The sequence below is a fragment of the Pantoea sp. SGAir0184 genome, from assembly GCF_043544755.1.
On the sequence record NZ_CP028051.1, the window covers coordinates 448180 to 463548 of the forward strand.

At 57.3% G+C, this 15369-nt stretch carries 14 protein-coding genes; 5 read left to right on the plus strand and 9 right to left on the minus strand.

Features of this window, described 5'->3' with window-relative positions:
- Positions 1-137 precede the first annotated feature (137 nt).
- From C1N60_RS22220 to C1N60_RS22230, 3 genes are all read right to left on the minus strand, one after another.
- A complete protein-coding gene (locus tag C1N60_RS22220; RefSeq protein ID WP_394521809.1) occupies positions 138-2075 on the minus strand; it encodes a MacB family efflux pump subunit in 1938 nt (645 codons plus the stop codon).
- A complete protein-coding gene (locus tag C1N60_RS22225) occupies positions 2072-3247 on the minus strand; it encodes an efflux RND transporter periplasmic adaptor subunit (protein ID WP_127835113.1) in 1176 nt (391 codons plus the stop codon). The genes C1N60_RS22220 and C1N60_RS22225 overlap by 4 nt, the downstream gene beginning before the upstream one ends.
- Positions 3248-3390: 143 nt before the next feature.
- Complete coding sequence (locus C1N60_RS22230) at positions 3391-5103, minus strand: ABC-F family ATP-binding cassette domain-containing protein (RefSeq protein ID WP_394521810.1); 1713 nt, start codon at positions 5101-5103, stop codon at positions 3391-3393.
- Positions 5104-5433: 330 nt separating this feature from the next.
- Between C1N60_RS22230 and C1N60_RS22235 the strand changes: the two genes are divergently transcribed.
- Positions 5434-5640: a DUF7661 family protein gene (locus C1N60_RS22235; RefSeq protein WP_394521811.1), complete on the plus strand. Its 207-nt coding sequence runs from the start codon at positions 5434-5436 to the stop codon at positions 5638-5640.
- Positions 5641-5744: 104 nt separating this feature from the next.
- Here the strand turns inward: C1N60_RS22235 and C1N60_RS22240 are convergent, their stop codons facing one another.
- From C1N60_RS22240 to C1N60_RS22250, 3 genes are all read right to left on the minus strand, one after another.
- A complete protein-coding gene (locus C1N60_RS22240; protein WP_141496117.1) occupies positions 5745-6290 on the minus strand; it encodes a GNAT family N-acetyltransferase in 546 nt (181 codons plus the stop codon).
- 111 nt (positions 6291-6401) lie between these two features.
- The gene (gene blc / locus C1N60_RS22245) at positions 6402-6932 is read right to left on the minus strand and encodes an outer membrane lipoprotein Blc (protein ID WP_058775967.1); all 531 of its coding nucleotides are present in this window, start codon (positions 6930-6932) and stop codon (positions 6402-6404) included.
- Positions 6933-7029: 97 nt separating this feature from the next.
- Entirely contained in the window at positions 7030-7725 is a 696-nt protein-coding gene (locus C1N60_RS22250) for a RipA family octameric membrane protein (RefSeq protein WP_394521812.1), read from the minus strand.
- 234 nt (positions 7726-7959) lie between these two features.
- Here C1N60_RS22250 and C1N60_RS22255 point away from each other — a divergent pair, with 234 nt between their 5' ends.
- Both C1N60_RS22255 and C1N60_RS22260 read left to right on the plus strand, forming a co-directional pair.
- Positions 7960-8823 carry a substrate-binding domain-containing protein gene (locus C1N60_RS22255; RefSeq protein WP_394521813.1) on the plus strand — a complete coding sequence of 288 codons (864 nt, stop codon included), beginning with the start codon at positions 7960-7962 and terminating at the stop codon, positions 8821-8823.
- A gap of 172 nt (positions 8824-8995) precedes the next feature.
- On the plus strand, positions 8996-10423 hold the full coding sequence (locus C1N60_RS22260) for an alpha,alpha-trehalose-phosphate synthase (UDP-forming) (RefSeq protein ID WP_394521814.1): 1428 nt from the start codon (positions 8996-8998) through the stop codon (positions 10421-10423).
- A gap of 24 nt (positions 10424-10447) precedes the next feature.
- On the opposite strand, the gene C1N60_RS22265 is transcribed toward C1N60_RS22260, so the two are convergent.
- Together C1N60_RS22265 and C1N60_RS22270 are read right to left on the minus strand one after the other, a co-directional pair.
- Positions 10448-10738, minus strand: coding sequence for a hypothetical protein (locus C1N60_RS22265; protein WP_021508990.1), 291 nt, complete (start codon positions 10736-10738; stop codon positions 10448-10450).
- Positions 10739-11130: 392 nt separating this feature from the next.
- Positions 11131-12030 (minus strand): LysR family transcriptional regulator, encoded by a 900-nt coding sequence (locus tag C1N60_RS22270; RefSeq protein WP_394521815.1) that lies wholly within the window; start codon positions 12028-12030, stop codon positions 11131-11133.
- A 169-nt stretch (positions 12031-12199) separates the two neighbouring features.
- Between C1N60_RS22270 and mgrA the strand changes: the two genes are divergently transcribed.
- Positions 12200-13234, plus strand: a complete 1035-nt coding sequence (gene mgrA / locus C1N60_RS22275; RefSeq protein ID WP_394521816.1) for an L-glyceraldehyde 3-phosphate reductase — start codon at positions 12200-12202, stop codon at positions 13232-13234.
- Positions 13235-13262: 28 nt separating this feature from the next.
- On the opposite strand, the gene C1N60_RS22280 is transcribed toward mgrA, so the two are convergent.
- Positions 13263-14234, minus strand: coding sequence for an AraC family transcriptional regulator (locus C1N60_RS22280; protein ID WP_394521817.1), 972 nt, complete (start codon positions 14232-14234; stop codon positions 13263-13265).
- A gap of 69 nt (positions 14235-14303) precedes the next feature.
- Between C1N60_RS22280 and C1N60_RS22285 the strand changes: the two genes are divergently transcribed.
- On the plus strand, positions 14304-15338 hold the full coding sequence (locus tag C1N60_RS22285; RefSeq protein ID WP_394521818.1) for an SDR family oxidoreductase: 1035 nt from the start codon (positions 14304-14306) through the stop codon (positions 15336-15338).
- Positions 15339-15369: the final 31 nt, after the last annotated feature.

Consider the following 15369-nt stretch of genomic DNA (forward strand, 5'->3'; position numbering starts at 1 on the left):
ATCGGTGATGTGTCTAAATTAGAGACGCGTTCAGTCTACGCCGATGATGACCTGCGGGGCTAATTGATTTAATGACTTTCGGATTAGACCTGAAATGGCCGGACCAGCATGAATAATGTGCCGGTCCGGTTGTTGATTTATTCGCTGGCGAGCGCGGCGACCGGATCCATTCGTGCGGCTTTGCGCGCGGGCAGATAACCAAATATCATGCCGATAATGGTTGAGCAGGCAAACGCTGCGCCAGCCGATTGCCATGAGTAGATGGCGGTCAGCACGCCGCCAGCCAGCAGTGAAATGACCGGACCTATCACCAGAGACAGCGCCACACCGAGCGATCCGCCCACCAGGCACACCAGCACGGCTTCAATCATAAATTGCTGCATAATGTCGCCGCGTCGCGCACCCACCGCCATGCGCACACCAATCTCGTGGGTGCGTTCGGTCACCGACACCAGCATGATGTTCATTACGCCAATACTGCCGATCATGAGCGCAATCGAAGCCACCAGTAAAATCAGCAGCGTCAGCGTGGCCGCCGCACCTTCTATCGCTTTACGATACTTGTCCCGGTTGAACATCAGGAAATCTTTGGTGCCGTGGCGCGCCGTCAGCAGCTGGGTGAGCGATTCCACCGCCGCACCGCTCACCACATCATCTTTAAGTTTGATGCTTATGCTGGTGAGCGCGGTCTGACCGCTGATGCGATACATCACCGTGCTCCACGGCAGCCAGACGCTGAGACGGTTGGGCGAAAGCCCATCTTCATTGTTGGCCACGCCAATAACCCGCACCGGCACCGATCCCAGCACAATCATTTTGCCAATCGGGCTCGGGCCCTGTTCGCCAAATAATTTATTGCGTGTGTTGATATCAATAATGACTTCCTGGCGCGCGTGCCGCTCATCGCTGAAGTTGCTGCCTTCCACCAGCTTAATGCCCTGAATGCGAAAATAGTCGACGCCTACGCCGGAAACTGAAGTTTTGGAGGCGTTGGCCAGGTAGCGAATGGGCTGTGTGGCGATGATCTCCGGACTGACGGCGGCGACAAACTGCTGGCGCGCAATCACATCGGCATCGGCCATCACCAGGGTTTGTACCGGATGCGCATCGTCCTCGACATAATCGCCCCCGGCATAGATAGAAACCACATTGGTACCCAGTCCGGAAATGCTCTCCAGCGTTTTTTCCCGCGCGCCCTGGCCCAGCGCCACCACGGTGACGACGGCGGCAATGCCAAAGATAATGCCGGTCATAGTTAGTGCGGTGCGCAGGCGGTGGGCGTTCATGGCATTCAGCGCCATGCGCAATGATTCGCGCAGCCGGTCAAGCAGACCGCGGAATCTGCTTTGCCGCTTGCGTGGCGCTGGCGTAAAGCACGTTTTTGCGGCCGTGGCAGCGCTGCCGCTGTCGGCAAAAATCTCGCCGTCCTGAATTTCGATAATGCGTTCCGCGTGCTGCGCCACTTTCATATCGTGGGTAACGATAATCACCGTGTGACCTTCGCGGTTCAGTTCGCTTAGGATGCGCAGCACTTCTTCACCGGAGTGCGAATCGAGCGCGCCGGTGGGCTCATCGGCGAGGATAATTTCGGCACCGTTGATCAGTGCACGCGCAATACTGACACGCTGCTGCTGGCCGCCTGACAGCTCGCCCGGCTTATGCTGTTCGCGCCCCTGTAATCCGAGCCGTGCCAGCAGCTGTGCGGCGCGCTGACGGCGTGCGGTGCCGGATAAATTGGCGTAAATCGCCGGTATTTCAACGTTGCTCAGCGCGCTGAGATCTGGCATCAGGTGATAGCGCTGAAAGATAAAGCCGATGTGCTCGCGCCGCACTTGCGCCAGCGCATCGGGCGAGAGCGTGGCGGTATTTTTGCCGCCAATCAGGTAATCACCGCTGTCCGGCGCATCAAGGCAGCCAAGAATGTTCAGCAACGTGGATTTGCCTGAGCCCGAGGGGCCGATGATCGCCACCATTTCGCCGCTGGCAATCTGCAGATTAATGTTTTTCAGCACCTGCAGGGATTGGGAACCATTGACGTAGCTGCGCTGAATGTTGTGCAGTTCGATGATATTCACATCACCACCTTGTCCGCGCCCGGCTGCTGCGTGGCAAGGATCACTTTTTCCCCTAAGCGCAGCCCGCTCAGCACCTGAATGTCAACGCTGTCGCTGATGCCGGTGGTGATGTAGCGCTTCTCTGGCTGATTATTTTGATCCGCGATTTCGACGTAAGTACGACCATCGCTGGCCTTTTTCGTGGCCTGTACCGGCACCAGCAGCGCGTTTTTCGCCTGGTCACGCAGCAGATTAACCTGCGCCGTCATGGAGATGCGCAGCGCATTATCCGGGTTCGGCACATCAAGCAGGGCGTTGTAATACACCGCCGCGTTCGTGCTGCTCACGGTATTGCTTTCGCTGTTGCCCATCAGCGCATCATCTTTCATCACCGACTCAGGGGCCAGTTCGATGCTGCGCAGCGTGGCGTTGTAGCGTTTATCCGGATTGGCGAAGGTGGTAAACCACGCCTGCTGGCCGGGCTGAATATTGGTAATGTCCGCCTCGGAGATTTGCACTTTGATGGTCATGGTGCCGAGCTGCGCCAGTTTGGCGATGGTCGGGGCGCTCTGTACGGCGTTTACGGTCTGGCCCTGCTTCGTGACGATCGCCACCACCGTGCCGTCAATCGGTGCCATGATGCGCGTGTAGCCGAGATCGAGCTGCTTTTTATCCACTTCGATCTGCGCCTGAATCACCCGCGCCTGCTGCGCCGTCAGCTCTGCCTGGGCGATGCGCCACGCTTCGGCGGCGGTATCAAAATCCTGGCGGGAAACGGCGTTGGTTTTAATCATCTGCTGCAGGCGCTGAAACTGTGCCTGCTGGCGTACCAGCGTAGCCTGACGGGTCTGTAAATCCGCCTGCGCCACGCTCAGCGCCGCCTGCGCATTACGCAGATCGCTGCGCTGCGGCTGATCATCGATCTCCGCGATCAGCTGGCCCTTACGCACGTTGTCGCCGGCTTTGATATACAGCTTTTTCACCTGACCGGAGACCTGCGCACCGACGTTAACGCGCTCAATCGCGTCCATTTTGCCGGTGGCGGCAATCACGTTTTCGATGTCGCCCTGGCGCACCGCGGCGGTCATCAGCGGATTGGGTTTACTGCGTGACGCCGAATATGCCCAGAGAACCAGAATCATCACCAGCGCGGTCAGCGCGGCAAACAGCCATTTTTTCGTCATTGTGTGCATCATCGTCCCTTAAATTTAGCGAGAATAATAATCACTAAGCGGGACAAACTGGAGAAAAATTCTGCGGAATTTTGTCAGCCGCAGGGGAGTGCGCCATCCCTGGCGCAGGTTGTGGGTTAGCGATACCCCGTCAGTCAATCCGTTTAGAGCAGATTCAGCTGTTGCTTCAGCTGCGCAATCTCCCTGCGCCACTGCTGCTGCTGCGCCGGTTTCTGATGCTTTGCCTTACGCGCTTCGTCCTGCTGCAGCTTTTCTTCCAGCACCAGCAGCGCCTGCAACAGCGCATCTTCATCGCCCGGGCGGTCATCGACGGCGGCAGCGGCAAGCGGGTGATCGACTGGCACATGGGCGGTGGCCAGCCTGGCGGTCACCTGCGGCCAGTCGTGCCACTCGCTCAGCTGCTGCTGTTCAATCAGCCAGAAGCGATTGCAGCTGCTGGCGATCAGGCTGCGGTCGTGAGACACCAGCAGCACCGCGCCGGCGAACTGCTGCAGCGCCTGCGCCAGCTCCTCTTTGCCTGTCATATCCAGATGGTTGGTCGGTTCATCCAGCAGCAGCAGCGAGTAGCGCGCCAGCGTCAGGCCGACAAACAGCAGGCGCGAGCGCTCACCACCGCTGAGTGAGGCAACCTTCTGCTGATGGCGCAGCCAGGGAAAGCCTGCGCTAATCAGCGCCATTTTGCACTGCTCATCGCTCAGCGCAGCGAAACCGTGTAGCGCCGCGCTTAACGTCTGGTCGTCACGCAACTGTTGCAGGCTCTGGTCGTAATAGCCGACGCGGGCGCGCGGATGAAACAGCGGGCTGTCGCCTTGCTGCCAGCTGTGCCACAGCTGGCGCAGCAGTGAGGATTTGCCGCAGCCGTTGTGGCCGACAATCGCGATGCGATCGCCACTTTTCACCTGCAGCGCGGGCAGGGAAAAAAGGGTCGGCGCCCCGGCAGCAGGCTGAATCGACATCGGCGGCAGCGCCAGCACGCGATCCGCCTGCAGCGCTTCGCCCTGTAACTGCAGCTGCCACGGACTGCCGGCGCTGAGCGTGGTCTGCGCGGCTTTCAGCCAGTCGATGCGCTTCTCCATCTGTTTTGCTTTACGCGCCAGACCTTCGTTGTCATAGGTCCGCCCCCAGATCGCCAGCCGTTTTGCGCTGCTCTCAACCCGGGCGATCTCCTGCTGCTGTGCCTGGTGGCGCTGCGCATCCGCCTCATCCTGCTGCGCCAGCGCCTCGCGGGCGGCCGTGCAGGGCAGACGGAAAACATGCAGCGTGCGATCGCGCAGAATTGCGCTGCAGTTGGTGACTCGGTCCAGCAGTGCGCTGTCGTGGGATACCAGTACAAAGCTGCCCTGCCAGCCGATCAGAAAATTCTCCAGCCACAGCAGGGTCGGCAGGTCGAGATGGTTACCCGGTTCGTCCAGCAACAGTAAATCGGGCTGCAGAATCAGCGCGCGCGCCAGCAACAGCCGCATATGCTGTCCGCCGCTCAGCGTCGCCGCGGTTTGTGACTGCTGCGCTGTGCTGAAACCCAGCGTATGCAGCAGCGCCTCGGCACGCCAGCGCTCGCTGCTGCGCTGTGCTGCGGGCAGCCGGGCGATCACGCCATCCAGCAATGAGGCCTCAAGTAACGTTTCCGGCAGGTGTTGTTCAATGCGCGCCAGCAGACAGTGGCTGGCTGGCGTGACGCTGCCGTGACTGGCGGCCAGTTCTCCGCTGAGAATTTTCAGCAGGGTACTTTTACCGCTGCCGTTGTCGCCAATCAGGCCGATGCGGTCGCCTTTTTTCAGGCTGAAATCCAGGGAATGGAAAAGCGGGCCAAAGGCATTGTCGAAGCCGACGGCATGTGCGGAAAGGAGTGTGCTCATCTACTTACTCTCAAGTTGCAGGCGCAAAAAAGCCTGACGTCAGAATTTCGCTGACGACAACCCGGTAAGCCGGAGAGAAGGGATTAGATTGTCAGAACTTCGCTCAGGCGGATTATCGCAGCACGAGTGCGGTAAAACCTGAGCGGGTCCAGTCACCATAGAAGTGTGAGTAAACAAACAGTTCACACGACGGCATAGAGATCCTCCTTAGTTATCAGCAGGTGAATAAGTCAGCCGATAATAGTGGCGGAGTGCGGCTTTTTCCAGCGATTTGTATCAGCGTTGGTATAGTAGGCGTCAGAGTCTGATTGATATCACAGGAGAGTGAATATGCTGATTTTTGACGTTTTTGGCCGGCACATTGGCGTTCTGCGCAAGGAGGATGCCTGGCAGGTATTTCGCGCCGACGTGACAGAAAGGAAATTTTCGCGAATGTTCGATATCGCTATTCCAGATGATATGCCAGAAGACGAAATTGCAGGCTGGCTGGGTGATATCTTTCATGAAGCTGCAATTGAGCATCATCCTGATGTGTAACGCATTGAATGAAAACCTGATTGTGTTGAGATGTTTGCCTTTTGCATAAAGCGGACGGTGCCCAGGCCCATGTCCGCTATGAGCGAGGAGCTGACGTAAAGTGTTTATGCAATCAACGGCTTCCACTCTTTTTTGAGCAGTGCAAAAATCAAGGTATCGTCATATTGCTTTTTATCATCATCCCGTGCGAAAGCGACAAATTCTTTGAAACAGCCCTCCTGACGCATACCAAGGCGAGCACAAAGCTTCTGAGAAGCTAAATTGTAGTCTTCCACGTAGGCATAAAGACGTCTGGCTTCTTTGTCAGAAAATAGGTACTGAAATAGTGCCGCGACGGATTCTGTCGCATAACCTTTGCCTTCGTACCGCTTATTAAAATGCCATCCTACTGACCAGGTGTTAGTGTCAACCTCTTCACTATTATCGGCAAAAAGATGACCAATCAATTCATCAGTTTCTTTCAGGCAGACAGCAAACTGGCTTGTATCACTCGATCGTCTATTAACCTCTTCTGATGCCTCTGCGAGAGAGTCAAGTTTCTCCTCCTGAAAACAAGGTGTGCGAGGTAAAGACAGGTAATCAAAAAGTGCAGGCGCATCTTTGTCTTCGAATGTACGGATAATGAGTCGCGGTGTCGTCGTGAAAATCATGAAAACCTTTTTATCATTAGATGTTAAATGGATTGGTGGAGGAGGCAAACCTTCGTTTACCGCCAGCATGATAGCTGTCGCCCCGGAGGCATCACCCAGCGTTGCACCCTCTTATCGTGACTGATTAACCCAAATCAGTTGATCGGTTGCGAAGCCCAGTCGCTGGGCATAGGCGAGATAGCGTTGTTTGACTTCAGCCGGAATGGTGGGCTGACGCGACAGAATCCACAGATACCCCCGGTTCGGCCCGGCGACCAGTGCATACTGATAATCTTCATCCAGCGCAATCACGTTATAACCGCCATAAAAAGGCCCGAAGAACGAGACCTTTAGCGCGGCGACGTCAGGTTTGCCGGTGAAGTAAGCTTTGCCTTCGCTCTCGCTCCACGCTTTTTTCTCCGGATCGTAACCGCGATTCAGCACGCTGATACCGCCGTCGCTGCGTTTGCTGTAGGTGGCGGTCACATGATCTTTACCGCGTTCGAAACGGTGATCGAGGCGGGCAATTTCATACCAGGTGCCGAGATAGCGATCGGCATTAAAGTGGGTGATGGGCTGCACCCCTTTAGGTGGCGTCGGGGATTTACAGGCGACCAGGGTAACAGACAGTGCCGTGATGGCGACTAACGGCCAGATTTTCATCGCAACTCCTTTATATCTCTCGAAATCCTGTCTGAAGTATAGATAAGGATAGCGAAACCGGCGCGGCGGAAAACCTTACGCCGCGCCGGTCTGTCGATTAACGGCGTTTCTCAACCTCATCTTCTGGCGGAATCACCGGCTCATCGATAGCGATCGATTTGCCGGATTTCAGCAGCTGAATATCCAGAATCACGTAGGTCATAGTGGTAATAAACAGCGAGATGACACTGCCAATCACGCCGCTGGTGGTAAAGGTGAAGTAGTTGTACATCACCACCCAGGTGAGGCAGATAAACATCGCCAGCGCCACGGTAATCGCCGACTGCGAGTAATGCGTGGTGCGCGTCCCCATTTCATTAATCTGCAGACTCAGGTTGCAGCCGCTGTATTTTTCCAGCAGCACGATAGTGTGATCCCAGTTGTGCAGGCGGCGTGCGCTGCCGCGCGCGGCGAACAGAAACAGCAGCGACAGGAACAGACCAGAGAAGGCGATCAGGACCGGTACCGCTTCCAGCGCATAGGCAATGCTTTTATGGCTCGATGCTTGTGCGACCGCGCTCAAATCCAGCGTCAGCGAGCAGCCCAGTGCGCCATACAGGAACACAAACAGCAGCAGATAGAGCGCGTTGCGTTTCCAGTCGAGCTCTGCTTCATGATTTCTCTGTAACCGCGCATCCTGCAACGCCTGTCGCAGGCGCAGTTGTTCGTCAGACGGGGAATCGATACTGGCGATCTCTTCGCCCAGTAAGCGGTGAATAAAAGGCTGATCGGCCTGATCGAGGGTGATGCGCATAAATTTTCCGCTAGCAAAATATTCGTGGCGTCAGTGTAACGTAAAACGAAGCTCACCGGGCGTCCGGTGCAGCGGCTGCGCATTTTGCCGCCGTCAACACGCACCGGGTGAAGGGGGAGCGCAGCAATCCTTCGCATCCACCGATTGGCGATATCTGATTATTCGGGTAACGTGGAATTTCATACTAATACGTCAAAATTATTCCCGTACCCTACGTAGCAGGAGAGGTCAGTTATGTCCGCCCATTCGCCGCTCATCGGCATCGTCAGCGACGATGTCAGTCATCCGCACAGTATGCACATGCTCAAAGAAGTCACGCGTCAGCTCAGTGCGCGTGATCGGCTGCCGGTACTGCTGTGCGCCGCCACGCGCGAGGATTTTCAGGCCGCGCTGCGGAACGCGGCGTCGCTGCCGCTGGGTGGGCTGCTGTTCCTGAGCTCGCCGTGTCGGGATGCGCAGGAGATCGCCGCGCACCTGCTGCCATCGCTGCGCGCGGTGCATCTGTGCCCGAACGACAGCGCGGGCGCTGATGTGGTGGTTGCCGATGCGTATCACGCCGGGCAGCAGCTTGGCGCACTACTGCTGTCGCAGGGACACCAGCGTTTGGGCGCTATGCAGGTGCAGGCAAGTGACACGCCGCCGCGCCAGGTTCAGGGGTTTATTGCCAGCCTGCAGGCGGAAGATAAGACGCTGCACGCAGCACTGCACGCCGGTGCCCTTCACCGTGAGCAGGCTTATCAGACGATGATGGCTTACCTGAAGAAAACCCGTGCGGCAGAACGCATCAATGCATTGATGTGCGAATACGACGAGCTGGCCTTTGGCGCACTGCAGGCCGTGCGCGACTTCGGTCAGGGCGCGCATATCGCCGTAGTGGGCTTTGATGATGCTGACGAGGCGCGCGGCTCCACATGGCACCTGAGCAGCTGGGCACCGCGCCGTGATTTACTGGTGACGGAAGCCCTGAACCGGCTGCTGGATCAGCGTCCGGACCACAGCCGCGCCTGGCAGCAGGGTGAGTTGCAGGTGCGCCATTCGCATCACGGCAAATATGTGCCTGGCGAAATGTCGCAGTGCGGCTGCGCCATCCGTCACTGATCGCTGCAAGCCTTTCCCCTTTGGCGCCGGGCTGATTTCCACACACTGGCGCTGATCTTTGCCGGATTTTTATATCCGCGCAGGTTTTCTTTACGCCTTTTTTATATTGCCGGCGGTTAAATCAGCGCAGCAGGCGGCACTGTGGCGCGCCTTAACCTCAAAGGGAAATATCATGCCCGGCACTATTCTGGTCACACATAATCAGCATCAGTCTTCCACGCTGGCAGCCATTTACGATCGCCTGATGGCGCGACGCGGTGGCCTCTGGGTCTGCTGGGATGGACAACGTACCGTCGCTGCGCAGGAAGCGGCGCGCACGCTTAGCTTTCAGCAGGGTAATGAATACGACAGGCTGCAGTTTGCGCTGACGCGCGCAGAATACGAAGAGGGCTATCACGGCTACGTACATCAGGGGTTGTGGCCGGTGTTTCACCAGCGTCCGGACCTGGCACGTTTCACCAGCGCCAGCTTCCAGGCCTATCGCCAGCTGAATGCGGCTTATGCTCACGCCATCGCTGAATATGCCATGCCGGACGATGTGATCTGGCTGCAGGATTATCACTTCATCCCAACGGTGAAAATGCTGCGTGATACCGGCTTAACTAACCGCATCGGTTTGTTTTTACATCAGCCGTTTCCGTCCGGTCAGCTGTTCGAAGCGATCCCTGACTGGCGCAGCCTGGCAGAATCGCTGCTGTGCTGTGACCTGATTGGCTTCCAGACCGCGCAGGATATGAATAACTTTCTGCTGTGGCTGGAGAGCGAGTTTCGCGCTGAACGCTTAGGCAGGAACCGTCTGCGCGTGCACGGTCACATTATCACCACTGGCGTGTTTCCGGTCGGGATCGATCTGGCTGAGGTTCAGGCATTACTCGAGAGTAACAGCTGCCAGTATATGGAGCAGCAGAGCCGCGAACATTTGCCGGCCAACACGGTGCTGAGCGGCGGTCATCTCGACGACAGCGCAGGTCTGCCGTATCGCATCAGCGCGCTGGAAGTGCTGCTACGCCATCACCCCGACTATGCGGGCAACATGATGTTATTGCAGCTGGCTTCTGCTGCCAGCGGTCACCCGCACCGGCAGCAGGCAATCAGCCACAATCTGGAAAATCTGTGCGGTGAGGTTAATGGCGTGCACGGTATGCTCAACTGGTATCCGGTCAGCTATCTCAACCACGATTATCGCCGTGAGGAGCTGGCCGGGCTGTATCGCGCGTCGCGGGTGGCGCTGGTGACGCCACTGATGGCGGGCATGAGCCTGATGGCGAAAATGTATGCTGCGCTGCAGGATCCGGCGAATCCCGGCGTGCTGATTCTGTCGCAGTTCGCGGGTGCGGCCGAACAGATGGATGGCGCGCTGATCGTTAATCCTTACGATCCTGATGCAATGGCGGATGCTATCCATACGGCGTTGCGGCTGCCGCTCAGCGATCGTCAGAACCGTCATGCGCGCTTGCTGAATAATCTGCACCGCTATGATTGTCACTGGTGGGCCGACAGCTTCCTCGCCCTGTTAATTGATGAGCCGCAGCCGGAGAGTGTGCAGCTGTCTAGCCGTCACCTGTCGGGCGCAGGCATGAGCGGGCGGTTACGTTATTGATAAGCAGACAGGGGCAGAGCGGGGCTAATGTCGGGTGTTTTTGCCCGTATTATCACGGTTGCGAAAAATATGGGTGACGTTATCGCTACCTTTTAACGCCACTGCTTCGCCCTGAGGCGCACTTTTGCTGTTCTGCACTTCAGCAATCGCATAGCGAAACGCGCGCTGGCGGGCCGGATCGGTTTCTGATGCCGCCATCGCGCGCAGTTTTTCCAGCAGCGCGAGAGTGGTTACCGGTCCGGCTTGTTTTAACAATTGCAGCACGGCATCGCCCATGACAATGTCGGCCAGTTTTTCATCTTCACTTCTATACATAAAAGCTCTCAGTATCCGCGTTGCGTTTAGCATTGCCTGGTGCAGGTAAACCAAAGCCTAATCAACGACTGATAGTGTCGCTCTTCCTCTGTCGGAAATGTGTGACCTGCTGAGCGAAATGTTTCCCCGACAGCACCCTTAAACTTATACAACAAAAGCGCTTCTGTACAGGCGGGAGTGCGAGTGGCACGGGTTTTTAGCCACATAATCCCTGACAAACAGTGGCTTGAATCAGATATTAATAGCGGTGCGCATTAATGCGCACCCTACAGTGAGGGTGCAATTTCCCGGTAGGGTCGCCATTGATGGCGACCGAATCATGGCTGACTGTCGATTCGTTAAAACATAACAAGCGCTGCCGCCGTCATCCTGCACCGATACCCGCCCCGGCGCTAATCGCTGCTGCCCAGAATATCCATAAACTCCTGCACTGGCCGGTCGTAGACGTTCATACTGCCGGGACGATCGCTGAGCCAGGCCACAGCCAATTCCCAGCACATATCAACGTCGCTGATGCGGCAATAATGCAGCGTCGTGCTGCGCGCTTTCACTACCTGTTCGGGCAGCAGGGCAATCCCCATATTGCGCTCCACCAGACTCAGCAAAGTTTCCAGATCGCTCACTTCAAACGTCACTTTGCGGCTCAGCCCCTGCAGGGCAAAACTATTGTCATTCACCTTGCGCGTGCCCTGGCCGGCTTCGAAATCGATAAACGACTGCTGCGCCAGGTGTGCCATGGTGACGTCCGGCTGCATCGCGGTGAACCCGGCATAATCGGCGGCAAACGCTACCACGATTTCATCGCAGGCGATGATGCGCGACGACAGCCGGTCGGAGACTTCCTCCACCGGCATAATCGCCAGATCGATCTGCTGATTGTGCACTTTTGCATTGAGCTTCGCCGATGATCCCTGGCACAGCTTGACGTCAAAATCAGGAAAGCGACGAATAAAGGTTTCCAGTAATTGCGGCAGATCGATAAACGGCGGCACGCTTTGCACCGTGCCAATCGACAGGGTTCCGGTCTTAAGCGCCACGATCGCCGCCACTTCCTGCGATGCTTTTTCGACAAAGGCGCCGATGGTTCTGGCGTAATCGAGAAACACTTTCCCGGCCATGGTCAGGCGCACCTGGCGAGTGGAGCGGATAAAAAGCGGCGTGCCCAGTTCCTCCTCCAGCTGTTTGATCGAGGTGGACAAGGCCGATTGCACAATATGCATACTCTGTGCGGCGCGGGTGAAATTTTCATGTTCCGCCACGGCGATAAAGTGCCGCATCTGGCGCAATTCCATCAGTTATCTCCATAAAAGATGAATTTAATCACAATAATGAATTTTACAGATTAACGATACGCGGTAAAAATTTGTCCGGCAATCGCCTGTTCGCCGCGCGGTTTTGCAGGAAGGCAGAACAATGTCTTCTGTGCACCTGTACGGCGGCATTTAATGAGAGGAATCTGTTATGAGTTATGTTGCATCGCCAGCGCGTTATCAGACCAACATGCAGTACCGTAAAACCGGCAAAAGTGGCCTGGTGCTGCCGCTGATCTCGCTGGGGCTATGGCAGAATTTTGGCGGCGTTGACGTATTTGAAACCGGCAGAGCGATCCTGCGCCACGCGTTTGATAACGGCATTACCCATTTCGACCTGGCGAATAACTACGGTCCGCCAGCGGGATCGGCTGAAGAAAACTTTGGCCGCTGGCTGGCGCAGGATTTTGCCCCGTATCGTGATGAACTGATTATCTCCAGCAAAGCCGGCTGGGATATGTGGCCGGGTCCGTATGGTGGCCCGACCGGCACCCGCAAACATCTGATTGCCAGCTGTGATAACAGCCTGCGCCGCATGGGGCTGGATTATGTCGATATCTTCTACAGCCATCGCGTCGATCCGAATACGCCGCTGGAAGAAACCATGGGCGCGCTGGTACAGCTGCATCGTCAGGGTAAGGCGCTGTATGTCGGCATCTCTTCCCATTCGCCAGAGCTAACGCGTCAGGCCGCTGCGATTCTGGCCGATGAGAAAGTGCCGCTGTTTATTCATCAGCCCAATTACTCAATGCTAAACCGCACTATTGAGCACGGGCTGCTCGATACGCTGGCGGAGCTCGGCAGCGGTTGCATTGCTTTTTCACCGCTGGCACAGGGCATGCTGACCAGTAAATACCTCAACGGCGTACCGCAGGGCGCGCGCGCCGGCGGCAGCGATCCGCGTCTTTCTGCCATGCTCAGCGAAGAGAACCTGGCAAAAATTCGCGCGCTCAACGCGATTGCTGAAGCGCGCGGTCAGACGCTGGCGCAGATGGCGATCGCCTGGGCGCTGCGTGATGAGCGGGTCACTTCTGCGCTGATTGGTGCCCGCACGGTTGATCAGTTAAGCGATTCCCTGCGCGCGCTGGACAACCTGACCTTTACGGCACAGGAGCTGGCGGAGATTGATCGCTACGCCACCGAAGGCGGAGTGGATATGTGGCGCGTCTCTTCACAAATTAAGTAAAGCCCGGCGCCGCGCAACGCGGCGCGCTTTATCGCTGCGCCTGCTGTAACCGCACGGCGCGGCGAAATGCATTGGGTGACTGACCCGTTTCACGCTTAAAAGCATGGCTGAAGGCGCTCTCTGAGGCGTAACCCAGCGTCTGCGCTACCACGGCCACCGCCTCATTTTCCTCCTGCAACGCACGCTCTGCCAGCCGCATGCGCCACGCCGTCAGATAGGCTATCGGCGTGATGCCGACCACCTGGCGAAAATACTGGGCAAAACGGGTGCGCGACATGGCACAGGCACGCGCCAGTTCGTCCAGATGCCAGTTGCGCGCAGGATCGCCATGCAGCCGCTGTAACGCCGGTGCCAATCGCGTATCGCTCAGCGCCCGCAGCCAGCTGGCGGGCAGCGTGCTGCTGGTTTGCAAATGCGCCCGCAGAATCTGGATGAACAGCAGTTGTGCCAGCTGGGCCGTTGCCAGCTGCGATCCCGGCTGGACATGCTGGCCTTCCTGCACCAGTTGATCCAGCACCCAGCGGAATGACGCCGCCTGCGGTGACGCCGCCGGCACCTGAATCCAGGGAGGTAATACGTGGGTCAGTAAACGCCCACTGGCAGGATCAAGCAGTACATGGCCACCGATATGGACAAAGTCATCACCGCTGCCAATCGGCGCATGACCTTTCCCTGCGCCATAAAACACGCTCATGGCGTCAACCGGCGGTTCGTCCGGATGGCTGGCCAGCACGAAGGCGCGTTTAGCGCTCAGCAAGCCGACGTCGCCGGTGGCAAAGTGGAACGGTTCAGATTCGCCCTCCAGTATGACCCAGCAACTGCCTTTGATAATGGCGAAGAATTTAATTTTATCGGGCGCAGGGAAACGCAGCGCCCAGCGTCCGCCCGCGGTAAAACCGCCGGTCAGCAGTGATTCAGCGCGAACGAATCGCAGAATGTCGGAAAAGGGATCAAGGCTCATTTCTGTACTATCACGCAAGTAAACTGCATTTACAAGCATTCAAAATCCGCCATCCGCCGCTTACCGTAGAGCGCATAGAATGAACGATGATTGTGATGAGGAAGAAAAATGAGTAATGACAAAGTTCTGGTTACCGGCGGCAGCGGATTTATCGCTCAGTACTGCATTATTGCGCTGCTGCAGCAGGGCTATCGGGTGCGAACCACCTTACGTGATGCCGAACGTGAAGCTGAAGTCAGGGCGCATCTGTTGCAGGCCGGGGTGGCCGCAGGCGAGGCGCTGCAATTTGTCGTTGCCGATTTAACGGCAGACGCGGGCTGGGAAGACGCAGTAACGGGCTGTCGCTTCGTGCTGCATGGCGCTTCTCCCACCCCGACCGGCAGCCAGGTAAGCGAAGCTGACTGGGTGAATCCGGCGATTGAAGGAAATCTGCGCGTATTGCGCGCCGCGCGCGATGCAGGTGTTAAACGTGTGGTGCTGACCTCGGCGTTTGGCGCGGTCGGTATCGGACATCCAGCGGACTATCCGCGCCCCTTTACCGAGCGCGACTGGAGCGATGTCAGCGGCGATGTGTGGCCGTATCAGAAATCGAAAACCCTGGCGGAACGCGCCGCCTGGCAGTTTATCGCTGAGCAGGGTAACGGTCTGGAACTGGCCACGGTGAACCCGGTGTCGGTGCTGGGACCGGTGCTGGGTGCCGACTATTCACATTCGATTCGCATTGTGAAGGAGCTACTGGAGGGGCAACCAGGCTGTCCTGACATCAACTCATGTTTTGTTGATGTGCGTGACGTTGCCAGCCTGCACGTGCTGGCGATGACCCACGCCGCCGCGCAGGGGCAGCGCTTCCTTGCCAGTTCGGGGCACAGCCTGCCGCTTATTGAGGTGGCGCGCACGCTCAAAACCCATCTGGCATCAGAAGCAGAGAAAGTTTCGCTGCAGCCAATGAGTGACGCCATGGTGCGGGCGGCGGCAGCGCAAAATCCGCTGATGACGGGAATGGTAAAACTGCTGGGCGTTGATATGAACGTCAGCGCCGCTAAAGCCGGCTGGTTACTGAACTGGCACCCGTGCAGTCCGCAGGAGGCTATTCTTGCCACCGCGCGCAGCCTGATTGCGCTGGGGCTGGTAGCAAACCACTAGTCTGACTGCGGCATTTATCATCACCCTGGTG

Excerpts from the sequence above, each read along its gene's own strand:
- C1N60_RS22225 (WP_127835113.1), bottom strand. The coding sequence starts at position 3,247 with ATGCACACAATGACGAAAAAATGGCTGTTTGCCGCGCTGACCGCGCTG.
- C1N60_RS22230 (WP_394521810.1), bottom strand. The coding sequence starts at position 5,103 with ATGAGCACACTCCTTTCCGCACATGCCGTCGGCTTCGACAATGCCTTT.
- C1N60_RS22235 (WP_394521811.1), top strand. The coding sequence starts at position 5,434 with ATGCTGATTTTTGACGTTTTTGGCCGGCACATTGGCGTTCTGCGCAAG.
- C1N60_RS22240 (WP_141496117.1), bottom strand. The coding sequence starts at position 6,290 with ATGATTTTCACGACGACACCGCGACTCATTATCCGTACATTCGAAGAC.
- blc (WP_058775967.1), bottom strand. The coding sequence starts at position 6,932 with ATGAAAATCTGGCCGTTAGTCGCCATCACGGCACTGTCTGTTACCCTG.
- C1N60_RS22250 (WP_394521812.1), bottom strand. The coding sequence starts at position 7,725 with ATGCGCATCACCCTCGATCAGGCCGATCAGCCTTTTATTCACCGCTTA.
- C1N60_RS22255 (WP_394521813.1), top strand. The coding sequence starts at position 7,960 with ATGTCCGCCCATTCGCCGCTCATCGGCATCGTCAGCGACGATGTCAGT.
- C1N60_RS22260 (WP_394521814.1), top strand. The coding sequence starts at position 8,996 with ATGCCCGGCACTATTCTGGTCACACATAATCAGCATCAGTCTTCCACG.
- C1N60_RS22265 (WP_021508990.1), bottom strand. The coding sequence starts at position 10,738 with ATGTATAGAAGTGAAGATGAAAAACTGGCCGACATTGTCATGGGCGAT.
- C1N60_RS22270 (WP_394521815.1), bottom strand. The coding sequence starts at position 12,030 with ATGGAATTGCGCCAGATGCGGCACTTTATCGCCGTGGCGGAACATGAA.
- mgrA (WP_394521816.1), top strand. The coding sequence starts at position 12,200 with ATGAGTTATGTTGCATCGCCAGCGCGTTATCAGACCAACATGCAGTAC.
- C1N60_RS22280 (WP_394521817.1), bottom strand. The coding sequence starts at position 14,234 with ATGCTTGTAAATGCAGTTTACTTGCGTGATAGTACAGAAATGAGCCTT.
- C1N60_RS22285 (WP_394521818.1), top strand. The coding sequence starts at position 14,304 with ATGAGTAATGACAAAGTTCTGGTTACCGGCGGCAGCGGATTTATCGCT.